Raw genomic sequence first — 23,249 nt, forward strand, 5'->3', positions numbered from 1 at the left:
GCACATATGGCCTGCGCCGGCTACCCGCCGAGCCCCTGCAACACCAGCCGGTTCAGCCTTGCCGCAAACGCCGCAGGGTCCTCCGGCAGCTCGCCGTCCAGGATCTGCGCCTGTTCGAGCAGGAGCAGGCTGAGATCGTCGACCGCCTTCGAGCCGGCCTGAGCCTTCGTGATCGCCGTGACCAGCGGATGGCGCAGGTTGATCTCGAGGATCGGCTTGGTGCGCATGCCACGGTTCTGCTGGGCCAGGATGCGCTCGAGCTCGCGGCTCGGGCCCTGGCTGTCGGCGACGAGGCAGGAAGCGGAGCTGGTCAGACGCGTCGAGGCCTTGACGTCGCTGACGCGCTCGCCGAGCGCGGCCTTGATCACCGCGATGGTGGCGGCCTCGTCGGCGGCCGGCTCGTCCTTGTTCGCCTCGTCGGCCTCGTCGACGCGCGGGATCAGGTCGAGATTGAGATCGCCCTGGCTCAGCGACTTCAGCGGCTTGCCGTCAAACTCCGAGGGCATCGAGGTCCAGAAGGCGTCGACGGGATCGGACAGCAGCAGCACTTCGATGCCGCGCGCAGTCGCCGCCTCGAGCCGGGGGTTCGACTTCAGCCGCTCGATACTGTCGCCGACGAGGTAATAGATCTCGGTCTGGTTCGGCTTGAAATCGGCGATGACGTCCTTGAGCGAGCGCTTCTCGCCCGAGGTCGTGGTGAAACGCGACAGCGCGAGCAGCTTTTCGCGGCGCTCGAAATCCTCGTAGATGCCTTCTTTCAGCACCGCGCCGAAGGCCTCCCAGATTTTCGCGAAGTTCTCCGGATCCTTCTCCGCAAGGCTTTCGAGCTCGGACAGTACGCGGGTCGCTACGGCCTTGCGGATCTGCGCGAGTTGCGGATTGTTCTGAAGCATCTCGCGGGAGATGTTGAGCGGGAGATCCTCGCTGTCGACCACGCCGCGGATGAAGCGGAGGTAGCCCGGCAGCAGATCGGCATCGTCAGTGATGAACACGCGGCGGACATACAGCTTGACGCGCCCCTTGCGGTTCGGCTCGAACAGGTCGAACGGCTTGGTCGAGGGCGCGAACAGCAGCACGGCGTAGGAGTAACGCCCCTCCGCACGATAATGCAGCGTCATCGCGGGATCGTCGAAGGCGGAGGCGATCTGCTGATAGGCCTTCTTGTAGTCTTCCGGCGTGAGCTCGGATTTCGAGCGCTGCCATAGCGCGCTCGCAGAATTGATCTGACGCGGCTCACCCTCTTCGGGCACGAGCTCGATGGGGAAGAGAATGTTGTCGGAATAAGCGCCGACGATACGCTCGATCTCGTAGGCTTCGAGATATTTCTTCGCTTCGTCCTTGAGATGCAGGACGATCTCGGTGCCGCGCTGCACGCGGGCCGCATCCTCCTCGCTGGCACGCGCGATCTCGAAGCCCGAGCCGCCCGAGGACGTCCAGGTCCAGACGTCGCTCTCGCCGGCGCGGCGGCTCACCACGACGATCTTGTCGGCGACCATGAAGGCGGAATAGAAGCCGACGCCGAACTGGCCGATCAGGCCCAGACCATCCTTGGCCTCCTTGAGCTTCGACACGAAGGCCTTGGTGCCGGAGCGGGCGATGGTGCCGAGGTGGTCGATCAGCTCCTGCCGCTCCATGCCGATGCCATTGTCGGCGATCGCAAGCGTTCCCGCCGTCTTGTTCGGAATGATCCGGATCTTGAGCGCGTCGCCGTCACCCAGCAGCGCCGGAGTAGCGATAGCCTCATAGCGCAGCTTGTCGCAGGCGTCCGATGCGTTCGAGACGAGCTCGCGCAGGAAGATGTCGGTCTCGGAATAGACGGAGTGCACCATCAGGTGCAGAAGCTCGGAAACCTCGGCCTGGAAGGGCTGCGTATGCACAGCCGTGTCTGACGTCGTCATGCGTTTACCCGGTCAATCGAAAGGGGAAGAAACCCGGGATATAACGCGAGGGGGCACGGGATCAAGTAGACGTCAGCAATCGCCCTCCGGACGGAGGGCGACTTGTCCGTGGCAAATGCCGATCAAGTCACACAGCGGCCGGGCTGGAGCAGTTTTGCGACCTCGGTCAGGGAGCTGACCATCGGCTCGCAGGCGATCGTCGGCTTTTTGCGGCTCTGCTTCTGGTCCGGGAGCAACACCGGCGGCTTGGCGTTACCGGCCTCGATCACTGCGGGGACCCGCAACAGCACCGACGTGTCGGCCAGATCGTTCAGCCGCATCGACACGGTGCGGGTCGGAACCTCAGCCTGCTTGATGTCGGCCAGCCGGTCGGCTTTGCTGGCGCGATTGACGTTATGGCCCGGCTTGTCAGCGACCGCCTGCCAGCGGTCGGCCAGATCATGGCCGGAGGCCAGCTGCACGGCGCCCACCTGGACAGCGCCAAGCGTCGCGGCGATCGCGACCGCGCCTAAAAATACCTTTTGAATCTGTGACATGGCTGTCGGTCCCTCGCCCCATGGCGATCGCGGGAACAACGCAAGGAGAGGACCCAGAGTTCTCAGTCGTTAAGATCACTTAACCGTGTGCGAAAAGGCACGGTCCCCGCGAAAAAATTTCGCAACCGCCTGGAACGACTTTCGCGGACGGGAGTCGTCTCAACAGCCGGCTATTCCCCCCTGCCCCATAAGCCGGTGACGTAGGGCGCGACTGTGGTGATGCCAGTCGCGCCTTACTTTTGTCTGGAGTTCAGTTCGCCTTCCCCGCCAGCCAATCCCGACCCTGGGCATAGAGCTTCTCGACCTCAGGCCCGGTCAGGCCCGGCATGTCGCGCTTGACCTTGTAGCCGATCAGCTCCTGCATGTAGGCGAGGTGGCGGTAGCCTTCCGGGAGCGCGGCAAGGGCTTTCTGGTCGAGCTGAAGTGTCGCGGCGGGATCGACCGGGTCGATCCGGTCCTTCTCGTAGATCGGCTGGCGGCGGACGATGCCCCATTTTCCCTGCCGCTTCTCCAGGAAATCGTAGAAGCGCCCGGTGCAGACCACGTCGCAGGGCACGTCGTGCACCGGCGCGCGCTGCGAGATGGTCATCTTGGTCTGCGCGATGGCGCGCGCCCCCTCGAGGTCGATACTGGTGCCGCCGAGGAAATGCAGGATGCGCACGCCCTTGGCGAACCCCTCCTGGCTGACCCGCATGAAATCCCGCGCCGGCCCCTGAAACCAGGTGGCGGACATCCAGCCTTCCTCGTGCCAGACCGTGGCAAAGCGCTCCCAGTCGCCGGCATCGCGCCACACCGCCCAGTTCTCGACGAGGTCGCGGATGGCGAGGCGATCGAGGAGTTGCTGGTCCATGAACACGTCTCCGATGGCACCGCGGCTGCAACGCGGCCGCTACACGAGGTATGAGCGGCGAATTCGATGGCCGTCAAGCGCGGCAACCGGATCAACGAAAATCCGGCGCACCTTGCGGCACGCCGGATCGGGATTTCGTCAAATGCCTGGCGCAGGCGCTTCCTTACGCCGCCGGCACTTTCGGCGCGCGGTTGCGCGAGTTGCGCTGGAAGAACAGGGCCTGGCTCGCCACCGCCGACACCATAGCCGGCTGGAATGGCTTTGAGATCAGGAACGCCGGCTCGGGACGCTCGCCGGTGAGGAAGCGCTCAGGGTATGCCGTGATGAACACTACCGGCACCTCGAAGGTGCGGAGCAGCTCGTTGACGGCGTCGAGGCCCGACGAACCATCGGCGAGCTGGATGTCGGCGAGGATCAGGCCGGGTCGCTTGTTCTTTGCCAGCGCGACCGCATCGGCGTGGGTGCGGGCGACGCCGACGACATTGTGGCCGAGGTTCTTCACCAGGCTTTCGAGGTCCATGGCGATGAAGGTCTCATCCTCGATGATCAGCACGTCGGTGGCGATCTCGGCGGCCATCTCACGGCCTGCGGCGTCCGCAAGCCGGCGCGTCTCGCCGACGTCGGTGCCGAGAATGTAGCCGACCTCTTCTTCTGAAAATCCCTCGAGCGAGAGCAGCAGGAAGGCTTGCCGCGGCAACGGCGTGATGTTCGACAGCCGCCGCTCGGGCGGCATCGGCAGGTTCGTCACCTCGGAATCGTCGTTGACGGAAACGGAATTCCAGATTTGGGTGAACAGCCGGAACAGGCCGGCGCGCGGCCCGTGGCTCTCGTCGAGCACCGACGGATCTCCCAGCATGGCTTCCAACATGGCTGCGACATAGGCGTCACCGGAGGATTGGCTGCCCGTCAGGGCGCGTGCGTACCGGCGCAACAACGGCAAGTGTTCAGCAACGAGCTGTGAACGGGACATCCCCACTCCATATCATCTTCGGGCCGACCTTGACGTGCAGGCGTTAGGCGGGGGGCCCGGGTTCCCCTGCTGGGCTGATTACGCCTCAGACTGAGAAAAGTTCCGCATGGGGGTGGAACTTTTTCTCGCAACTCGCATTGAGCCTATCCAGGGAACGGCTCCCGGTTGAGAGAACTTCTCGATTTTACAGCTACTTAACTCGGGGAAACGTGGAACAGGTCATGAAAGATCTCAAGTCTCAAGCCAGCAAAAGCACGACCCCCGGCAAGGGAGGGCTCACTCCGGAGATTCAGTCCCGGATCGGGCACCAGCTGCGCGCCATGTACGACGACGTGGTGCGGCAGGGGGTTCCGGACCGGTTCGCGGAACTGATCAAGAAACTTGATGCGCCGGGAGCGACACCCCAAGTGGAAAATGGTGGCGGCTCCAACGACAACAACAATGGGAGGGATTGATGCCTCTCACGGACTCCCTGCGTAACGACATCCTGGCGGCCGTGCCCAGTCTGCGCGCGTTCGCCATCTCGCTCAGCGGCAATGCCGATCGCGCCGACGATCTTGTCCAGGAGACGCTGTTGCGCGCGCTCGCCAACATCGACTCGTTCCAGCCCGGCTCCAATCTGCCGGCGTGGCTGTTCACGATCCTGCGCAACCTGTTCCGCTCCGACTATCGCAAGCGGCGGCGGGAAGTCGAGGATGCCGAAGGCAACTATGCCAAGACGCTGAAGACGCAGCCCTCGCAGAACGCCCATCTCGAGTTCGAGGAATTCCGCACGGCGCTCGACAAGCTGCCGCAGGACCAGCGTGAAGCGCTGATCCTCGTCGGCGCCTCCGGCTTCTCCTATGAGGATGCGGCCTCGATCTGCGGCTGCGCGGTGGGCACGATCAAGAGCCGCGTCAACCGCGCGCGCTCCAAGCTCGCGGCGCTGCTCTATGTCGACGGCGCGGAGGATTTCGGGCCCGACGAGACCATTCGCGCCGTGATCGGCGGCAGCGGCGGCTGACGGCGGGCGTTATTCGGATTGAGACCGCGATGAAGGCGGCCGCTTCCGCGGCCGTCTTCGTATGTCTGACGTGATCGCGTCTGAAACGTGATGCGGGGCGTGCGCCGCCTCGATCACCGATCCACGCCTGATTACTTGTCCACGAAGGTCACGGTCTCGGCCACACTCGCACGCGACGTGCGGTAGCTGTTGACCTTATGGGCGTTGTCGGCATAGCCGAACGAAATGCCGCAAACGATGCGGCGATCATCAGGCAGATTGAAATGGCGGCGGATCAGGCCGGAGTGGCGCGCGAGCGCCGCCTGCGGAATCGTACCGAGCCCGAGCGCCTGCGCGGCCAGCATGAAGTTCGACACATAGGCGCCGCAATCGATCGCACCGTAGATGCCGAGCGGCTCGTCGGTGTGGATGATGGCCACATGCGGCGCGCCGAAGAAATTGTAGTTCTCTAGCGCCTGCTTCGCGTACGCCGTCTTGTCTCCGCGCGCGATGCCGAGGGTGTTGTAGAGCTGAAAACCGCTCTCGCGGCGGCGTTCGAGGTACGCGCCGAGATATTCGCGTGGCGGCGGGAAATCATAGTCGTCCCCGAGACCGCCCGAAGCCTCCTTATAAATCAGATTGCGGAAACGCTCCTTGGCCTCGCCGCTGGCGATGACGATCTGCCAGGGCTGGCTGTTGCACCAGGACGCCGTGCGCTGCGCGGTGGTCAGCAAATGTTCGATCGTCGCGCGATCGACCTCCTTGGCCAGGAAGGCACGGACCGAGTAGCGCTCGTTGAGCAGCTCTTCGAGCACGCCGATGCGGTCGTCTTGCTTTACTTGTGCGTCCATGGATCAACTCGCGCCTTCTCTACGTAAGGTGGGCAAAGGCGCATAGCGCCGTGCCCACCGACAGACTTACCTCGGCGCATCTGCATATGGTGGGCACGCTTCGCTTTGCCCACCCTACAAGATACAGCGAGAGGCTAGATCACCGTCCCTTGGTCGGAATCTTGTTATACGGCACGTCCTTGTCGACGCGGATGTCGCCCGGCAATCCCAGCACGCGCTCGGCGATGATGTTGCGCAAGATCTCGTCTGTGCCGCCCGCGATACGCATCGAGGGCGAGGACAGCAGCATCTGCTGAAACTGGCTCTGCACGGTTTCCTCGTCGCTGCCTGTAAGAACGCCGGCCGCGCCCTGGAGGTCCATGGCATAGGTCGCGATGTCCTGCAGCATCATGCCGGACACGAGCTTGCCGATCGAATTCTCCGGCCCCGGCCGTTCACCCTTGGACAGCGCCGAGATCGCTCGGTAGCTGGTGTATTTCAACCCGCTCGACTTCACGGCCCAGCTCGCAAGTTTTGAGCGCACGGCGGGATCGTCGATGGCGAGGCCATCCTCCATCATCAGATTGGAGCAGAACTCGAACATCTCGGGCACGCCGGTCGCAAGCCGCGAGCCGATCGACATCCGCTCGTTCATCAACGTGGTCAGCGACACGCTCCAGCCCTCGCCGACGGCACCGAGGCGCTGGCTGTCGGGAATGACGACGTCGGTGAAATAGACCTCGTTGAACTCCTGCATGCCGTTGGCCTGCTTGATCGGACGCACCTCGACGCCGGGGCTCTTCATGTCCAGGAAGAACATGGTGAGCCCCTTGTGCTTGGGGATATTCGGATCCGTGCGCGCGATCAAAAGGCCGTAGTCGGAATAGTGCGCGCCGGAGGTCCATATCTTCTGGCCGTTGACGACCCAATTGTCGCCCTTCTTCTCCGCGCGCGTGCGCAAGCCCGCGACGTCAGAGCCCGCCGACGGCTCGGAGAACAGCTGGCACCAGATCTCCTCGCCTGCGGCCAGCTTCGGCAAATGGCGCCGCTTGGCGTCCTCGCTGCCAAAAGCCATCACGGTTGGGCCGCACATGCCCTCGCCGATCTGGAACGGCTGCGTCAGCTTGCCATAGACGCCTTCCTCCTGCTGCCAGATCACCCGCTCGATCGGCGTTGCACCCCGGCCGCCATATTCCTTGGGCCAATGCAGGCAGGCCCAATTGCCTTCGGCCTTCTTCTTCTGCCAGGCCTTGCCGACATCGACGATGTCGTGGTTGGCGAGCCGGATACGGCCGAGCGAGGATTTTGACAGCTCGGCCAAAAACTCCTTCGGCGCGTTGGCCTCGACCCATTTGCGCGCGGTCTCGCGGAATGCGGCTTCCTGCGGGGTGTCGTCGAAATTCATGGCGCTTCCTTTTTATTGTCATTCCGGGGCGCGCAACGCGCGAACCCGGAATCCAGAGCTTTACCTACACATCTCGAGATTCCGGGTTCGGTTCTTCGAGCCGCCCCGGAATGACGGCTAATTCCTTCCCTTCGTCGGGATCTTGTTGAACGGCACGTCCTTGTCGACCCGGATGTCGCCGGGCAGGCCCAGCACCCGCTCGGCGATGATGTTGCGCATGATCTCGTCGGTGCCGCCTTCGACGCGGGTACCAGGCGCACGCAGCAGCATCGCCTGGAAGCGGCCGGCGAGTTCGGAATCTTCAGCACCGCTAAGCACACCGGCGGCGCCTTGCAAATCCAGCGCGCAGGTCGCGACATCCTGGATCATCGAGCCCGCGACCAGCTTGCCGATGGAGTTTTCCGGTCCCGGGCGCTCGCCCTTCGACAGCGCCGAGATCGCGCGCATGCTGGTATATTTCAGCCCGCTCGCCTTCACAGCCCAGTTCGCCAGCTTCGCGCGCACCGCGCGATCCTCGATCGCCGGGCCGTCATCGAGCATCAGGCTCGTGCAATATTCGAACAGCTCGGGGAAGCCGGTCGAGACGGCCGCGCCGATCGCGCTGCGCTCGTTCATCAGCGTGGTCAGCGAGACGTTCCAGCCGTCACCGACCTCGCCGAGGCGTTGATGATCCGGAATGCGCACATTGGTGAAATAGACCTCGTTGAAGTCGGACGCGCCGCTCGCCTGCTTGATCGGCCGCACCTCGACGCCGGGGCTCTTCATGTCCAGGAAGAACATGGTCAGGCCCTTGTGCTTGGGCACGGTCGGATCGGTGCGGGTGAGCAAAATGCCGTAATCGGAATAGTGCGCGCCCGACGTCCAGATCTTCTGGCCGTTGATGACCCACTCGTCGCCGTCTTTCTCCGCGCGCGTGCGCAGGCCCGCAACGTCGGAGCCGCCCGCGGGCTCGGAGAACAGCTGGCACCAGACCTTTTCGCCGGAGGCGAGCGGCGGCAGATAGGCGCGCTTGTGCTCCTCGCGCGCGAACGCCATCATGGTCGGCCCGCACATGCCGTGGCCGATGATGAACATGCGGGATAGCTGGCCGAACGGCCCCTCTTCCTGCTGCCAGATCACACGCTCGATCGGCGACGAGCCGCGGCCACCATACTCCTTCGGCCAGTGCAGACAGGCCCAGCCGGCATCGGCCTTCTTCTTCTGCCAGGCCTTTGCGACGTCGAGGATGTTGGCGTTCTTCAATTGCGTGCGGCCGAGCGAGGACTTGCGAAGCTCTTCCTCATACTGCTTCGGTGCATTGGCCGCGATCCAGGCGCGAGCAGTGGCGCGAAATTCAGCTTCCTGCGGGGTATCGTCGAAGTTCATGGTTCTATTCTCTCTGTCATTCCGGGGCGCGCGAAGCGCGAACCCGGAATCTCGACGTTATTCACTCATCTCTGGATTCTCGGATGTGCAATTGCACATCATAGTTCGCCGCTCTGCGGCGCCCCTGAATGACGATAACGTCACGCCGCGTTCTTCTTGCGCATACGGTCGATCAACTGGTCTTCCCAATAGGACAGGCTGCCGAGCCCGAGCGCCATGGCGTTGGCACGGCGGTAGTACATGTGGCAGTCGAACTCCCAGGTGAAACCCATGCCGCCGTGAACCTGGATGTTGTTCTTGGCGCAGTGCTGGAACGCCTGCGTCGCGCTGATGCGCGCGGCTGCAGCCGCTTCCGGCAATTCGGATGCATTGGTCGAGAGCGCCCAAGCGCCGTAATAGCTGTTGGAACGTGCCAGCGTCGCCGACACGTACATGTCTGCCAGCATGTGCTTGACGGCCTGGAACGAGCCGATCTGTCGGCCGAAGGCGATGCGGTCGAGCGCGTAGTCGCGGCCCATCTCCAGCGCGCGGTCGGAGCCGCCCACCTGCTCGAACGCGCAGAGCACCGCGGCGCGATCGAGCACTTGAGTCAAGATGCTCCAGCCTTCGCCGGCCGCGCCTAGCGGCTCTGCCTTGCAATCCCTGAAAGTGATCTCGGCCTGTCCGCGGGTCGGATCGAGGTTGGTCAGGCTTTTCACCTCGACGCCGCCGTCCTTGAGATCGACGATGAATAAGGAGATGTCGCCGTCGCGCCCGCTCGATCCCGTGCGTGCCGCGACCACCGCGAAGTCGGCGATCGCGCCATCGGGGACCGGCTTCTTGACACCGTTGAGCACGCCGTTCGCAGCCGTCAGCTTGACGTTCTTCGGCGACGGATTGCCCTTGCCCTCGAACAGCGCCAGCGTTCCGATCGCCTCGCCCGAGGCAATTGCCGGCAACCATTTCTTCTTCTGCGCGTCGCTGCCGGCGATCAGCAGCGCTTCGGCTGCGAGATAGACGGTGGAGGAAAACGGCACCGGTGCGTTCGCCCGGCCCATCTCTTCAGCGATCACGCAAAGTTCGAGATGACCGGCGCCCGCGCCGCCAAAATCCTCGGGAATGGCGACACCGAGAAAACCCATCTCGGCGAGGCTCTTCCACAGCTCCTTGTCGTATGGCGCCTTGCCGTCGAGAACCATGCGCACAGCTTTGGGTGGGCACTTCTCGGTGAGGAATTTGCGCGCCTGATCGCGGAGCTGCTTTTGGTCGTCGGAGAAATCGAAGTTCATGGCGCGTATCCGTGTTGATGATGTCGATTACTTGAGAATGATGACGTCCTGGTCAGGCTTCTCGGCATAAAGCCGCTCCACCAGCCCCGCGCGGCGCTCCAGGCCGGCGCGCTGGTTGATGTAGCCCTTGTCGGTGAGCTCGTTGCCATCGATCGAGGGCGGCTCCGCCATCAGCATGGCGCGGGCGATGATGCGGCTGCTGGCGCCTTCGCACTCGTTGTTGTGAGCCTCCAGCCCGCGCCTGAAGCAAGCGATCACCTCGGGATGCTTCACGGCATCCTCGAAGCTGAGGTCGGGCTTGCCGACGAGTTGGCGGCAGGCATGCAGGTTCGGCCAGGCCAGCAGGCCGATGAAGGCGCGATCCTGCCCCGCGACCAGCGCATCATGCACGACCGGCGTCGCGGCGGCGATCGCATCTGTACGCAGCGAGCCGACATGGACGAAGGTGCCGGTGGTCAGCTTGAAATCCTCGACCACGCGCCCAGCAAAGATGATGCCTTTCACCGGATCGGTTTCGTCGACGAAGACGCCGGCGTCACCGATGCAATAAAAACCTTCCTCGTCGAACATTTTCTTCGTCAGGTCAGGCTGGCCGAAATATCCCGGCGTCACGTTGACGCCGCGCAGACGCAGCTCGTATTTCGAGCCGCAAGGCACCATCTTCAACTCGACGCCGGGGAACGGCAGGCCGATCAGGCCGACGCGCTCGGTGTCCCAATAGGTGCCGGTCGAGGTCGGCGCGGTCTCGGTCGAGCCCCAGCCGGTGTAGAACACGATGCGCTCGCCAGTGGTCTTCACGGCCAAAGCCTGCATGCGGTCGTAGAGATCATCCGGCAGTCGTGCGCCGCCATAGGCCATGATCGAGAGGTTCTTGAAGAAGGACCGGCACAGCGCCTCGTCCTTCTCCATGGCCGCGGCGAGCGCGGCATAGCCGGCGGGCACGTTGGCGTAATAAGTCGGCGAGATCTCGCGCAGATTGCGCAGCGTCTCATCGAACTGGCCCGGCATCGGCCGGCCGTCGTCGATATAGAGTGTGCCGCCGTCGACCAGGATCGGGTGGAACGCCGCATTGCCGCCCATCGTGTGGTTCCAGGGCATCCAGTCCAGCATGGTCGAGATCGGACCGCCGGGATCGCGCGGCCGCACCTGTATCATCATCGCCGCATTGGCGCACATCATCGCTTGCGTGTTGATGACGGCCTTGGGCATGCCGGTCGAGCCTGACGTGAACAGCAGTTTGCCGACGGTCTCAGGCGTGATCTTTGCAATCGACGTTTCGACATCGGCAGTCACGGCCGTCGCCGCGAGCGCGGCAAAGCTGACGCTCGCGATACCCTCGCAGGGCCGCAAGACGTGAACGACGGTGACGCCGGTGAGATCGAGCGCTTTCAGCGCCTTCTCGAAGGTCTGGCCGTCCTGCACCATCAGCACGCCGGGCTTGATCAGGTCGAACAAATATTTCAGCTTGACGTGATCATGGCTCATCAAGGAGTAGGCCGGCGAGACCGGCGCGGCGGGTACGCGAGCCTGCATCGCGGCCTGCGTCATCAGCGCGTGCTCGATCGAATTGCCGGAGAGGATCGTGACCGGGCGGCCGTCGAGCGCGAGATTGAGCAGGCCTTGCGTCAGCGCATCGACGGTGCGCTTGGCCTCCCCATAGGACACCTTACGCCATTCGCGGTTCGGGCCGCCGCGCTGGGCAAGCCAGATCCGCTCGGGCGCTTCCTTCGCCCATTTTGCCAGCGAAGCCGGGATATGCTTCTCGTAGGTCTGCAGCGGGATGCGCGACTTCAGCACCACCGTGCCGTCGTCGCGGCGCTCGACATCGATGTCGCGCGCAAGCCACTTGACCTTGCGAAAGGCGGGCTTCGTCATCACCGTCGCCGCGCTTCCACTCATTTTGCGTCTCCCGGAATTACTGTCCTTGGCGGATCTTCATCGTTCAGCGCCTGATATAGACAGGCTTTCGCTTCTCAAGGAAGGCCCTGATGCCTTCCGAAAACTCCTCGGAGCGGCTGCACAGGACCTGGTTGCGATCCTCCATCGCGATGACGGCTTCCAGCGATCCGGCATCGACGCTCATGTTGAGACATTCCTTGGACAGGCGCAGACCCACGGGCGAGGCCGTGATCATCGCGTCGACATAGGGTTCGGCGGCCTCATCGAGCTGGTCCTCGTCGACGACCTCGGAGACCAGCCCGACCGCGAGTGCGCGCTCGGCGCCGATGAAGCGTCCCGTGAGGATCAGCTCCGAGGCAACGGAGACACCGACAAGGCGTGGCAGGAAATAGCTGGTCCCGATATCGCAGCCGCCAAGGCCGAGCTTGATGAAAGCGCAGTTCATCCGCGCCGATCTCGTCGCGATGCGAATGTCGGAGGCGAGCGCCAGCGCAAAGCCGCCGCCGGCCGCCGCGCCCTGTACCAGCGCGAGGATCGGCTGCGGACAGCGCCGCATCAGCATCACGATGTCGGCGATGCGCCGCTGCGAGTCCAGCGACTCCGTGACACCGGGCGGCTCCTGCTGGCCGGCACGACGCGCCATCGCCGCCTTGAGATCGAGCCCTGCGCAAAAATTCTTGCCGGCGCCCTTCAGCACCACGACGCGCGTGTCGCGGTTGCGCTGAAGGCCCTGGAAGTAGACATTGAGCGCGTCGATCAGCGCAGGATCGAGCGCGTTGAGGTGTTCGGGACGATTGAGCGTCACGGTGTCGACGCCGTCGTTGTGCTCGATCAGCAGCGGTTGGGACATGAGGCGCCTCGTGCTTGCCGCCATTCGCGGTGCCGATTGCTGCGCCCTCTCCCCTTGTGGGAGAGGGCATGTACGCTGTGAGCTCGGAATTCGCCTGGGTGAGGGGTCTGTCTCCGTGGATAGAGACCCCTCATCCGGCGCGCTACGCGCGCCACCTTCTCCCACAAGGGGAGAGGGAAAAAGAGCCCTAACGCGGCGCCATGCGGATCGCGCCGTCGAGGCGAATTGTCTCGCCATTGAGCATCGGGTTCTCGACGATGTGCACGGCGAGCGAGCCGTATTCATTGGCGTCGCCGAGTCGCGCGGGATGCGGCACCTGGGCACCGAGGCTCTTGCGGGCCTCTTCGTTCAAGCCCATCAGCAGCGGCGTCAGGAACAGGCCGGGCGCGATGGTGTTGACGCGGATCTTCTGGCTCGCTAGATCGCGCGCCGCCGGCAGGGTAAGGCCAACGACACCGCCTTTCGACGCCGCATAAGCGATCTGGCCGATCTGGCCTTCGTAAGCCGCGACCGACGCCGTGTTGACGATGACGCCGCGCTCTTCACCGACCGGCTCGATCGTGACGAGGCGCTCGGCGAACAGACGCAGGCAGTTGAAGGTGCCGATCAAATTGACGTTGATGATGCGCGCGAATTTTTCCAGCGGGTAGACGCCGTCGCGGCCGACGATGCGCTGCGATCCGCCGATGCCGGCGCAGTTCATCAGCACGCGCGCGACGCCGTGCGCGGCTTCCGCCTTGGCGATCGCCGCCTTGATCTGCTCCTCGCTGGTGACATCGGCGTGAAGCGCGATGCCCTTCACTTCGGCGGCAACCTTCTCAGCGTTTTCCTTGCTCTGATCGATCACGCCGATCCTGGCGCCCTTGGCGGCCATGGCGCGGGCGGTCGCGGCACCGAGGCCCGACCCACCGCCGGTGATGAGAACGGCAACGTCTTTCAACTGCATCGTAAGCTACCTTTTCCTTGGGCGTTTCTTCTCTAGACTTCTGCGTTCTGGCCGGATCATCCGGCCGCGGCAGCTTCCTCGCCTTGCGTGAGGATGCCGCCGCAGATCAGCGTTTCCATGTGCTTGATATATTGCCGGCAGACGTCGTCGGTGACCGGGCCGACGCCGGTCGCGCGTGACATCGCGTGCCGGCCGAAGAACAAATGATCGCAGGCGCCGATCAGGCTGGTGTAGAACAACACCGGATCGGTGGCGCGGAATTCGCCCTGACTGACGCCTTCGGCTAGCAGGCGGCGATGGAAATCCAGCAGCGGCGCGACGAAGAATTTCGAGACTTCGTCCGCGGAGCCCGCGACGCTCTCGTGCAACAGATAGTGGATCAGCCGGTTCATGTAGGGAAACCGGTGATAAGCGCGGATGATGCCGCCGATGTGCAGCTTCAGCTTCGCGGTCGGCGTGATCGACTGAGCCAGCAGATATTCGAGATTGGACAGTTCCGTCCCCGCGTCGCGCTCGAGCAGCGCCAACAGCAGGCCGTCCTTGTTGCCGAAGTGATATTTGACCAGCGCGGCGTTGGCGCCGGACTTCTGGGCGATGTCGCTCAGCGAAATCTCGATCGAGGAGCGTTCGATCATCAGCTCGCTCGCGGCCACGAGCAATTTCTCTGCCGTGGAATTCTTTCCGCTGGGGAGCCTGTTCGGTACGCTGGTAGTCACGGAGATCCCTGATCTTGGCGCGAGAGCGGCCGCAGATAAGCCCAAGCAGCGCCTCCCCACAAGAGTTAATTGATCGATTGACTAAACAACCCGTCGCCCCTTAAATCCGCCCCGACAACCAACCGTTCAAAATAATCCAGGGAGAAACCGACATGGCCGAGGCTTACATCGTCGCCGCTGCGCGTACCGCCGGCGGGCGCAAGGGGGGCCGCCTCGCCGGATGGCATCCGGCCGATCTCGCCGCGAAGGTGCTGGACGAGCTGGTCGACCGCACCAAGGTCGATCCTGCGCTGGTCGAGGACGTGATCATGGGCTGCGTCATGCAGGTCGGCGAGCAGTCCAACAACGTCGCGCGCAACGCGATTATGGCCTCGAAGCTGCCGGAGAGCGTGCCGGGCACCTCGATCGACCGCCAGTGCGGCTCCTCGCAGCAGGCGCTGCACTTCGCAGCCCAGGCCGTGATGTCCGGCGCGATGGACGTGGTGATCGCCGCCGGCGTGGAATCGATGACGCGCGTACCGATGGGCCTGTCGTCGCAGCTTCCCGCCAAGAACGGCTTTGGCAATTACAAGAGCCCGGGCATCGAGCAGCGTTATCCGAACATCGTGTTCAGCCAGTTCACCGGCGCCGAGATGATGGCCGAGAAGTACGGCCTCTCCAAGGATGAGCTCGACGAGTACTCCTACAACAGCCATCAGCGCGCGATCGCGGCCACCCAGGCCGGCCGCTTCAAGAAAGAGATCGTGCCGCTTGAGATCACCCGCGCCGACGGCTCCAAGGACACCCACCACATCGACGAGGGTATCCGCTTCGACGCCACGCTCGACGGCATCAAGGGCGTCAAGCTGATCGCCGAGAACGGCAAGCTCTCCGCGGCCAGCGCCAGCCAGATCTGCGATGGCGCCTCCGGCGTGATGGTGGTGAACGAGCGTGGCCTCAAGCAGCTTGGCCTGAAGCCGCTGGCGCGCGTCCACCACATGACCATGATGGGCGGCGATCCCGTGATCATGCTCGATGCTCCGCTGCACGCCACCAAGCGCGCGCTGGAAAAGGCCGGCATGACGATCGACGATATCGACCTGTTCGAAGTCAACGAGGCCTTTGCTTCGGTACCGACGGGGTGGTTGAAGACCACCGGCGCCGATCCGGAACGTCTCAACGTCAATGGCGGCGCCATCGCGCTCGGCCATCCGCTCGGCGGCTCCGGCACCAAGCTGATGACGACGCTGGTGCATGCCTTGCATCAGCGTGGCAAGCGCTATGGCCTGCAGACCATGTGCGAAGGCGGCGGCATGGCGAATGTGACGATCGTGGAGCGTCTGTAAGCCGCTGCGTCGCTAATGGTGTCGTCCCGGCCTAGTGCGCAATTGCGCACGGGGGCCGGGACCCATAACCACAGCAGTCTTTGGCTATGCCGGGCTTGGGCGATAGCGTGCTTCAAAAATTTAGACTGGTGGTTATGGATCCCGGCCTTCGCCGGGATGACACTTTTCTTGTTGAGAGATCTCGACCATGACTCACCCTTCCATCCACGCTCGCGCCACACCTAACAAGATCGCCTATCAAATGGCCGGGACCGGCAAGGCGATTACCTATCGCGAGCTCGACGAGCTCTCGAACCAGGGCGCGCACCTGTTCCGCTCGCTCGGGTTGAAGGCCGGCGACCACATCGCGCTGCTGATGGAGAACCGCCTCGCCTTCATGGAGATCTGCTGGGCGGCGCAACGCAGCGGGCTCTATTACACCGCGATCAGCCGCTATTTGAAGCAGGACGAGATCGACTACATCATCGCCGATTGCGGCGCCAAGGTCGTGATCACGACACCGAAATGCGCCGACCAGATCAAGGCCCTGATCAAGGGTGCAGCCGGCGAGCCGGTCTTCTACATGATGGACGAGCCGCAAGCCGGCTTCCGCTCCTACGACAAGGAAGCGGCCGCCCAGCCGACAACGCCGATCGCCGACGAGGTCGCCGGCTATGACATGCTGTATTCGTCCGGCACCACCGGCCGACCCAAGGGCATCAAAAAGGCGTTCGAGGGCAAGCCGATCGACGAGCCGAACGCGCTTCTGCGCGTGCTCAGCGCCAACATGTGCGGCATGAATGCCGAGACTATTTATCTCTCACCGGCACCGCTCTATCATGCCGCTCCCTTGCGCTTCAACATGATGGCGATCGTGCTCGGCGGCACCTCCATCATCATGGAGCACTTTGACGCCGAAGATTTCCTGAGGCTGGTCGAAAAATACAAGGTCACACAGTCACAACTCGTGCCGACCATGTTCGTGCGCATGCTGAAGCTGCCGGACGAGGTCCGCAACCGCTACGACGTCTCGACGCTGAAGGGCGCGATCCACGCCGCCGCGCCCTGCCCGGTCGAGGTCAAGGCCAAGATGATCGAATGGTGGGGGCCGATCCTGATCGAGTATTACGCGGGCTCCGAAGGCAACGGTGTCACCGTCTGCAACTCGAAGGAATGGCTGGAGCACCGCGGCAGCGTCGGCCGCGCCGTGGTCGGCAAAATCAAGATTCTGGACGAGAACGACGGGGAGCAACCGACGGGCGAGATCGGCACGGTCTATTTCGCCGATGCGCCTGTGTTCACCTATCACAACGATCCCGAGAAAACGAAGAAGGCCTACAACGCAAAGGGCTGGTCGACGCTCGGCGACGTCGGTTATCTCGATAAGGACGGCTTTCTCTTTCTCACCGACCGCAAGTCTTACATGATCATCTCCGGCGGCGTGAACATCTACCCGCAGGAGACCGAGGACGTGCTCATCACCCATCCTGAAGTCGCCGACGTCGCCGTGTTCGGTGTGCCGAACGAGGAGATGGGCGAAGAGGTCAAGGCCGTGGTGCAACCGCACAATCCCAAGCGCGCCGGCAGCGAGCTCGAGGCCGACCTGATCGCCTACTGCAAGAGCCGCCTGTCGACGATCAAATGCCCGCGCTCGATCGATTTCGAAGCCGAGCTGCCGCGCACGCCCACCGGCAAGCTGGTGAAACGGCATTTGCGCGACAAATATTGGCCGAAGGCGGCGGCGAAGATCTAGCCCGCCGCCTCATCGTCTCAATCGAACAAGCTCGGCGTGTGGTTCACCAGCGCGCCTTCGATCTCGAGCATCTTCAGCTTCGTCACAACGCCGCCATTGGCGGAGAAGCCGCCGGGCTTGTTGCCGGCCGCCAGCACGCGATGGCAGGGCACGACGATCGGGCACGGGTTGCGGCCGAGCGCCTGGCCGACGTCGCGCGACAGTTCGACACCGCCGAGTTGCTTGGCGATGTCGCCATAGGTGACGGTCTTGCCCGGCGGAATGGTGCGGGCGATCGCGTAGACGCCGCGGTTGAAGTCGGGCACGCCGTCGAGGTCGAGCGGGATGTCGGTGAGGTCATCGGGCTCGCCCGCGAGCAGCTTTGTGATTCGATCGATCGCCTGCTGCACTTCGGCAGTCGGCTCGGCTTCGCTGGCGTCAGCATGCCGCTGGCTGATGCGGGTGCGGATCTTCTGCTCACCACCCATCGGCAATTGCGTGCCGTTGATGCCGCGCGGACCCCAGGCAATGGCGCAAAGGCCGATCTTGCTATCGAACAGGGCAAAATGCTGGTCGGTCATGGCTTGGTCCCTGGCTTGCGTTCCCTCGCATGCCCCAATGTGAACTGAGCTCAAATCTAGGCTTGGAAATAGTTGCGATCCACCCGGTTTCCGGGAATCTTGCACAGGAGTTCCGCCTCCCCTTTCGCGAGCCCGCAATGCAAAGCCTCCACGTCAACGGATACGACATGCCCTATCTGGACGTGGGCGAAGACCGAGGCCGGCCGCCGCTGGTCTGCGTGCATGGTTCGCTCAACGACTTCCGTGTCTGGGGCTGCGTGCTCGGGCCGCTCTCCCAGCGGCACCGGTTGATCTGCGTCAGCCTACGGCACTTCTTCCCGGCGCGATGGGATGGCGTCGGCGACACCTATTCGATCGCCCAGCATGTCGACGACGTCATCGCCTTCATCGACAAGCTTGACCTTGGCCCGATCGATTTGATGGGCCATTCCCGCGGCGGGCACGTCTGCTTCCGCGTGGCGCAGCGGCGGCCGGAGCTGCTCCGGCGGCTGGCGCTGGCCGAGCCCGGCGGCGAGCTCGATGCGAGCCTCGATCCTGATTACGTTGGCGGCCCCTCGCCGTTGCTGGCGCGGTTCAAGGCCTCCGCCGAGAAGATCGCGGCGGGCGATGTCGACGGCGGGCTCGCCGTGTTCGTGGACACGCTGGAAGGCGCCGGCACCTGGCCGCGGCTGCCGGCGCTGGTGAAGCAGAATCTGCGTGACAATGCGTTCACGCTGATCGGCCAGGTCCGCGACGACCGCCCGCCGTTCTCGAAGGCGGACGCGGAGTCCATCAAGATGCCGACGCTGTTCATCCTGGGCGCGCGAACCAAGGGCCTGCTGCCGAAGGTACTGCATGCGCTCGCCGCGCATGTGCCGTATTCCAGGACGGCCGTCATCCCGAACGCGACGCACCCGATGTTCGAGCAGGCGCCGCAGAAATACTCCGAAGTGGTGCTGGATTTTCTGGCGGGCTGATCATGCAGACATTTCGCGTCAATGGTTACGACATGGCCTATCTCGAAGTCGGCGAGGGCCATCCGCTGGTCTGCGTGCACGGCACGCTCGGCGATTTCCGCACCTGGTATCCAGTGCTCGGCCCGCTGTCGAAATCGCATCGCGTGATCTCGGTCAGCCTGCGGCATTTCTTTCCCGAGCATTGGGATGCCGTCGGCGACGACTACAAGATGGCCCAACACGTCGCTGACGTGATCGCTTTCATCGAGCAGGTCAAACCCGCGCCGGTCGATCTGATGGGCCATTCGCGCGGCGGCCACATCGCGTTTCGCGTGGCCCAAGAGCGGCCCGATCTGTTGCGCAAGCTGGTGCTGGCAGAGCCCGGCGGCGATCTCGATGCAAGCCTGCCGGTGCCCGCCGGCACGCCCACACATCCGCCGCTGGCCGCGCGCACAGCGCGCTCGGTCGAGATGATCCGTGCCGGCGACATCGAAGGTGCGCTGCAGAACTTCTATGAAGGCATCGAAGGCGACGGCTCGTGGCGGCGCGTGCCGGCGGCGGCCAAGCAGCAATTGCGCGACAACGCGATCACCTTGCTCGGCCAGATCAACGAGCAGCGCAGGCCCTACACGCTCGCGGATGCGCAAGCGATCACGACCCCGACGCTCCTGATCGGCGGCGGCGCGACGACGGGGAGCCTGTCGGTGATGTGGCGCGTGCTGGCCGAGCACATCGCTGGGGCGAAGACGGCCGTGATCCCCAATGCCGGGCACTGGATGTTCGAGCAGGCGCCGCTGGAGTTCGGCGCGGCGATGAAAGCGTTCCTGGCGGAGTAGGTGCGTCACCCCTCTTTTTCTTTTTCCTCGAAAACAACCCCATGCACAGTAGCCGACCCTAGCAATATCAAGGGCTTGGCGAAGCGCAAAAAACGAGGTCGGACGCCCCCTTGGCCGCGCTTGACGCCCTCGCCCTCGCGCCGTACGTTTGAATACGGAATTCCGTATTCCCTGTTGCCGTTCTGGGAGCTGCCGGCGTGATCCCCCTCGACCCGCTTCCGAACTTGATCGACCAGGTCTATGCGCGGATCCTGGAGGCGATCTCCGACCGCACGCTGCAGCCCGGCCAGCGCATCCGGCAGAACGAGCTCGCCGACAGGCTCGGCGTGTCGCGCCAGCCGGTGTCGCATGCGCTACACCTGCTGCACCGGCAGGGGCTCGTCGCGGAAAGCGGCCGGCGCGGTTTTGAAGTCACCCAGCTCGATCCCGCACGCATCCGCCAGCTCTACGAGGTGCGCGGAGCCATCGATGCCCTGGCGGCGCGGCTTGCCGGCGAGCGCGCCGCAAGCGATGCGGCGGGACGCGCGCGGCTGGAGGCGGCGCTCGCCGCCGGACGCGGGATCGACGGCAAGACCGCGCTCGCCGAGCTGATTGCGCTCGACGTCGCGTTTCATCGCGCGATCTATCGGCTCGCCGGCAATCCCGTGATCGAGGAGACGATCACGCCGCAATGGCCGCATATGCGCCGCTCGATGGCGACGGTGCTGTCCGAACTCGACTATCGCGGCAGCGCCTGGGCCGAGCATGCCGACATTGCCGGACACATTCTCGCGGGCGACGCGAAGGCGGCCGAGCGTGCGGCGCTTGCGCACGCGCAGACGGCGGGACGAATGACCGAAGAGAGATTGAGGGCGACGGAAGAGGCGGCGTAACCGCACACGCTGTCGTTCCGGGGCGATGCGCAGCATCGAGCCCGGAATCCATCGGACGGCCTATGCTGCGGAGATTCCGGGTTCGCGACTTCGTCGCGCTCCGGAATGACAAGAAACAAACCAAAGGAGGACGCGCCATGAAACTGTCCCAGGAGCAATTGGAGTTCTTCCACCGCGAGGGCTGGCTGTTCCTGCCGGAATTGTTCAGCCCGGAGGAGGTCGATCTCCTCGCGCGCGAGGCGGTTGCCATCTATGACGCGAACCGGCCGGAAGTCTGGCGCGAGAAGAGCGGCGCGCCGCGCACCGCCTTTGCCGCGCATCTCTACAACGAGGCGTTCGGCATTCTGGGTGCGCATCCGCGCATGATCGACCCGGTCGAGCAATTGTTCGGCGAGCAGGTCTACATGCACCAGTTCAAGATCAACGCAAAATCCGCCTTCACCGGCGACGTCTGGCAATGGCACCAGGATTACGGCACCTGGAAGCGCGACGACGGCATGCCGGAGCCGCGCGCGATGAACATCGCGATCTTCCTCGACGAGGTGATGCCAATCAACGGCCCGCTGATGCTGGTGCCGCAGAGCCAGAACGCCGGCGACCTCAAGGCCTCGCACGACCTTGCGACGACTTCGTATCCGCTGTGGACGCTGGACGAGGAGACCGTGACACGGCTGGTCAAGCAGGGCGGCATCGTGGCGCCGACCGGCAAGCCCGGTGGCATGCTGATGTTCCACGGCAATCTCGTGCATGGCTCGGCCGGCAACATCACGCCCTATCCGCGCAAGATCGTGTACCTGACGCTGAACGCGGTCTCGAACTACATCCGAACCCCGACGCGGCCGGAGTACATCGCGCATCGCGACTTCGCGCCGATCAAGACGGTGGAGGACGACGCGCTGGTGCGGCTCGCCCGTGCGCCGCGGCAGGCGGCGGAGTAAGCGTCATTCCGGGGCGGCGCGTAGCGTCGAGCCCGGAATCCATCAGGCCGCAGAAGTCGCGGATGGATGGATTCCGGGCTCGCGCTTCGCGCGCCCCGGAATGACGAGCTTCAATCGTTGCGCTTAGGACAAGCCCCATGAACCTCTTCCGCCTCCTCCAGGCTCGCGCTTCCGCCGGCAAGCCCGTCCGTGTGGCGCTGATCGGCGCCGGCAAATTCGGCTCGATGTTTCTGGCGCAGGTGCCGCACACGCCGGGGCTCGTGGTTCCCATCATTGTCGACATCGACCGGGATCGTGCGCGCGAGGCCTGCCGCACGGTCGGGTGGGACGAGGCCCGCATCGCCGCCACCGTCTTCACCGATGACGGCGCGCGCGCGATTGCGGGCGGCGCGATGGACGTGGTGGTGGAGGCGACCGGCAATCCGGCCGCCGGCATCAAGCATGCGCGTGCCGCGATCGCGGCGGGCAAGCATATCGTGATGGTCAATGTCGAGGCCGACGTGCTGGCGGGCCCGCTGCTCGCCGAGGAAGCCCGCAAAGCCGGCGTGGTCTATTCGCTCGCCTATGGCGACCAGCCGGCGCTGACCGCGGAGATGGTGGATTGGGCCCGCGCCACCGGTTTTCACGTGGTAGCCGCCGGCAAAGGGACAAAATATCTGCCGGCCTATCACGACGTGACGCCTGACAGCGTCTGGCAGCATTACGGGTTGACCGCGGGCGAGGCGCAATCGGCCGGGATGAATCCGCAGATGTTCAACTCCTTCCTCGACGGCACCAAATCGGCGATCGAGATGGCCGCGATTGCGAACGCCTGCGGACTGGACGTGCCTGCGGAGGGCCTGCTGTTTCCACCCTGCGGGGTCGACGACCTCCCGCATATCATGCGGCCGCGCAGCAGAGGCGGCGTGCTCGAGCGATCGGGCATCGTGGAAGTGGTCTCCTCGCTCGAGCGCGACGGAAGGCCGGTGTTTCGCGATCTGCGCTGGGGCGTTTACGTCGTGCTGGAGGCGCCGAACGACTACGCCGCCGACTGCTTCAGGCAATACGGCCTCAAGACCGACGGCAGCGGACGGTACGCGGCGATGTACAAGCCCTATCATCTGATCGGCCTCGAGCTGAACATCTCGGTGCTGTCGGCGGCACTGCGGGGCGAGCCGACGGGGCAACCCCATGGCTTCCGCGGCGACGTCGCCTCCGTGGCAAAACGCAATCTGCGCGCCGGCGAGATGCTGGACGGCGAAGGCGGCTACACGGTGTGGGGCAAGCTGGTGCCGGCGGCCGCGAGCCTCAAGGCCGGCGCGCTGCCGATCGGGCTGGCGCATCGCGTGAGGCTGAAGCACGACCTCGCCCATGGCGAAATCGTGCGCTGGAGCGACGTCGAGTTTGACGCGGGCAACGAGACGATCAGGACGCGGCGGGCGATGGAGGCGGCGTTTGCAAGCGCAGAGCAGGCCGCGCACTCATAGATCGAGATTCATTGATGCGGCCTACTCCGCTGTCCGACGCTTTGCGGACTCAAGCTGAAGATCGACTCAG

The 23,249-nt window shown here is 64.2% G+C and carries 22 protein-coding genes; 9 read left to right on the forward strand and 13 right to left on the reverse strand.

Going from position 1 to position 23,249, the window contains the following annotated elements:
- Window positions 1–20 precede the first annotated feature (20 nt).
- The 4 genes from htpG to BRA1253DRAFT_RS19735 all read right to left on the reverse strand — a co-directional run bounded on the left by htpG (window position 21) and on the right by BRA1253DRAFT_RS19735 (window position 4,254).
- Window positions 21–1,898, reverse strand: a complete 1,878-nt coding sequence (htpG, locus tag BRA1253DRAFT_RS19720; protein ID WP_007597233.1) for a molecular chaperone HtpG — start codon at window positions 1,896–1,898, stop codon at window positions 21–23.
- Window positions 1,899–2,020: 122 nt separating this feature from the next.
- Complete coding sequence (locus BRA1253DRAFT_RS19725; RefSeq protein ID WP_007597234.1) at window positions 2,021–2,434, reverse strand: hypothetical protein; 414 nt, start codon at window positions 2,432–2,434, stop codon at window positions 2,021–2,023.
- A 250-nt stretch (window positions 2,435–2,684) separates the two neighbouring features.
- Window positions 2,685–3,284 (reverse strand): nuclear transport factor 2 family protein, encoded by a 600-nt coding sequence (locus BRA1253DRAFT_RS19730; RefSeq protein WP_007597236.1) that lies wholly within the window; start codon window positions 3,282–3,284, stop codon window positions 2,685–2,687.
- Window positions 3,285–3,447: 163 nt separating this feature from the next.
- Window positions 3,448–4,254, reverse strand: a complete 807-nt coding sequence (locus BRA1253DRAFT_RS19735; protein ID WP_007597237.1) for a response regulator — start codon at window positions 4,252–4,254, stop codon at window positions 3,448–3,450.
- Window positions 4,255–4,475: 221 nt separating this feature from the next.
- Here BRA1253DRAFT_RS19735 and BRA1253DRAFT_RS19740 point away from each other — a divergent pair, with 221 nt between their 5' ends.
- Together BRA1253DRAFT_RS19740 and BRA1253DRAFT_RS19745 are read left to right on the forward strand one after the other, a co-directional pair.
- On the forward strand, window positions 4,476–4,709 hold the full coding sequence (locus BRA1253DRAFT_RS19740; RefSeq protein ID WP_007597239.1) for a NepR family anti-sigma factor: 234 nt from the start codon (window positions 4,476–4,478) through the stop codon (window positions 4,707–4,709).
- Window positions 4,709–5,257, forward strand: coding sequence for a sigma-70 family RNA polymerase sigma factor (locus BRA1253DRAFT_RS19745; protein WP_007597240.1), 549 nt, complete (start codon window positions 4,709–4,711; stop codon window positions 5,255–5,257). The genes BRA1253DRAFT_RS19740 and BRA1253DRAFT_RS19745 overlap by 1 nt, the downstream gene beginning before the upstream one ends.
- 131 nt (window positions 5,258–5,388) lie before the next feature.
- Here BRA1253DRAFT_RS19745 and BRA1253DRAFT_RS19750 read toward each other — a convergent pair whose 3' ends face one another.
- The 8 genes from BRA1253DRAFT_RS19750 to BRA1253DRAFT_RS19785 all read right to left on the reverse strand — a co-directional run bounded on the left by BRA1253DRAFT_RS19750 (window position 5,389) and on the right by BRA1253DRAFT_RS19785 (window position 14,434).
- Window positions 5,389–6,087, reverse strand: a complete 699-nt coding sequence (locus tag BRA1253DRAFT_RS19750) for a nitroreductase (RefSeq protein WP_007597241.1) — start codon at window positions 6,085–6,087, stop codon at window positions 5,389–5,391.
- A gap of 139 nt (window positions 6,088–6,226) precedes the next feature.
- Window positions 6,227–7,471, reverse strand: coding sequence for an acyl-CoA dehydrogenase (locus BRA1253DRAFT_RS19755; protein WP_007597242.1), 1,245 nt, complete (start codon window positions 7,469–7,471; stop codon window positions 6,227–6,229).
- Window positions 7,472–7,588: 117 nt separating this feature from the next.
- Window positions 7,589–8,836, reverse strand: a complete 1,248-nt coding sequence (locus BRA1253DRAFT_RS19760; RefSeq protein WP_007597243.1) for an acyl-CoA dehydrogenase — start codon at window positions 8,834–8,836, stop codon at window positions 7,589–7,591.
- Between the two features lie 140 nt (window positions 8,837–8,976).
- Window positions 8,977–10,104 (reverse strand): acyl-CoA dehydrogenase family protein, encoded by a 1,128-nt coding sequence (locus tag BRA1253DRAFT_RS19765; RefSeq protein WP_007597244.1) that lies wholly within the window; start codon window positions 10,102–10,104, stop codon window positions 8,977–8,979.
- Window positions 10,105–10,131: 27 nt separating this feature from the next.
- Window positions 10,132–12,003 carry an AMP-binding protein gene (locus BRA1253DRAFT_RS19770; protein WP_007597252.1) on the reverse strand — a complete coding sequence of 624 codons (1,872 nt, stop codon included), beginning with the start codon at window positions 12,001–12,003 and terminating at the stop codon, window positions 10,132–10,134.
- Between the two features lie 43 nt (window positions 12,004–12,046).
- A complete protein-coding gene (locus tag BRA1253DRAFT_RS19775; protein WP_007597253.1) occupies window positions 12,047–12,853 on the reverse strand; it encodes an enoyl-CoA hydratase/isomerase family protein in 807 nt (268 codons plus the stop codon).
- Window positions 12,854–13,040: 187 nt separating this feature from the next.
- Entirely contained in the window at window positions 13,041–13,799 is a 759-nt protein-coding gene (locus BRA1253DRAFT_RS19780) for an SDR family NAD(P)-dependent oxidoreductase (protein ID WP_007597254.1), read from the reverse strand.
- A 56-nt stretch (window positions 13,800–13,855) separates the two neighbouring features.
- Window positions 13,856–14,434 carry a TetR family transcriptional regulator gene (locus BRA1253DRAFT_RS19785; protein ID WP_245285947.1) on the reverse strand — a complete coding sequence of 193 codons (579 nt, stop codon included), beginning with the start codon at window positions 14,432–14,434 and terminating at the stop codon, window positions 13,856–13,858.
- A gap of 233 nt (window positions 14,435–14,667) precedes the next feature.
- Between BRA1253DRAFT_RS19785 and BRA1253DRAFT_RS19790 the strand changes: the two genes are divergently transcribed.
- Together BRA1253DRAFT_RS19790 and BRA1253DRAFT_RS19795 are read left to right on the forward strand one after the other, a co-directional pair.
- On the forward strand, window positions 14,668–15,840 hold the full coding sequence (locus BRA1253DRAFT_RS19790) for an acetyl-CoA C-acetyltransferase (RefSeq protein ID WP_007597256.1): 1,173 nt from the start codon (window positions 14,668–14,670) through the stop codon (window positions 15,838–15,840).
- 187 nt (window positions 15,841–16,027) lie between these two features.
- On the forward strand, window positions 16,028–17,572 hold the full coding sequence (locus tag BRA1253DRAFT_RS19795; RefSeq protein WP_007597257.1) for an acyl-CoA synthetase: 1,545 nt from the start codon (window positions 16,028–16,030) through the stop codon (window positions 17,570–17,572).
- A gap of 17 nt (window positions 17,573–17,589) precedes the next feature.
- Here the strand turns inward: BRA1253DRAFT_RS19795 and BRA1253DRAFT_RS19800 are convergent, their stop codons facing one another.
- On the reverse strand, window positions 17,590–18,132 hold the full coding sequence (locus BRA1253DRAFT_RS19800; RefSeq protein ID WP_007597259.1) for a methylated-DNA--[protein]-cysteine S-methyltransferase: 543 nt from the start codon (window positions 18,130–18,132) through the stop codon (window positions 17,590–17,592).
- Window positions 18,133–18,269: 137 nt separating this feature from the next.
- Here BRA1253DRAFT_RS19800 and BRA1253DRAFT_RS19805 point away from each other — a divergent pair, with 137 nt between their 5' ends.
- From BRA1253DRAFT_RS19805 to BRA1253DRAFT_RS19825, 5 genes are all read left to right on the forward strand, one after another.
- Window positions 18,270–19,088: an alpha/beta fold hydrolase gene (locus BRA1253DRAFT_RS19805; RefSeq protein ID WP_007597261.1), complete on the forward strand. Its 819-nt coding sequence runs from the start codon at window positions 18,270–18,272 to the stop codon at window positions 19,086–19,088.
- A 2-nt stretch (window positions 19,089–19,090) separates the two neighbouring features.
- On the forward strand, window positions 19,091–19,903 hold the full coding sequence (locus BRA1253DRAFT_RS19810; protein ID WP_007597263.1) for an alpha/beta fold hydrolase: 813 nt from the start codon (window positions 19,091–19,093) through the stop codon (window positions 19,901–19,903).
- A 197-nt stretch (window positions 19,904–20,100) separates the two neighbouring features.
- Window positions 20,101–20,775 carry a GntR family transcriptional regulator gene (locus BRA1253DRAFT_RS19815; protein ID WP_007597265.1) on the forward strand — a complete coding sequence of 225 codons (675 nt, stop codon included), beginning with the start codon at window positions 20,101–20,103 and terminating at the stop codon, window positions 20,773–20,775.
- A 137-nt stretch (window positions 20,776–20,912) separates the two neighbouring features.
- On the forward strand, window positions 20,913–21,713 hold the full coding sequence (locus BRA1253DRAFT_RS19820; RefSeq protein ID WP_007597266.1) for a phytanoyl-CoA dioxygenase family protein: 801 nt from the start codon (window positions 20,913–20,915) through the stop codon (window positions 21,711–21,713).
- Window positions 21,714–21,850: 137 nt separating this feature from the next.
- The gene (locus BRA1253DRAFT_RS19825; RefSeq protein WP_007597267.1) at window positions 21,851–23,179 is read left to right on the forward strand and encodes an NAD(P)H-dependent oxidoreductase; all 1,329 of its coding nucleotides are present in this window, start codon (window positions 21,851–21,853) and stop codon (window positions 23,177–23,179) included.
- Window positions 23,180–23,249: the final 70 nt, after the last annotated feature.

The sequence above is a fragment of the Bradyrhizobium sp. WSM1253 genome, assembly GCF_000244935.1.
GTDB lineage: Bacteria > Pseudomonadota > Alphaproteobacteria > Rhizobiales > Xanthobacteraceae > Bradyrhizobium > Bradyrhizobium canariense.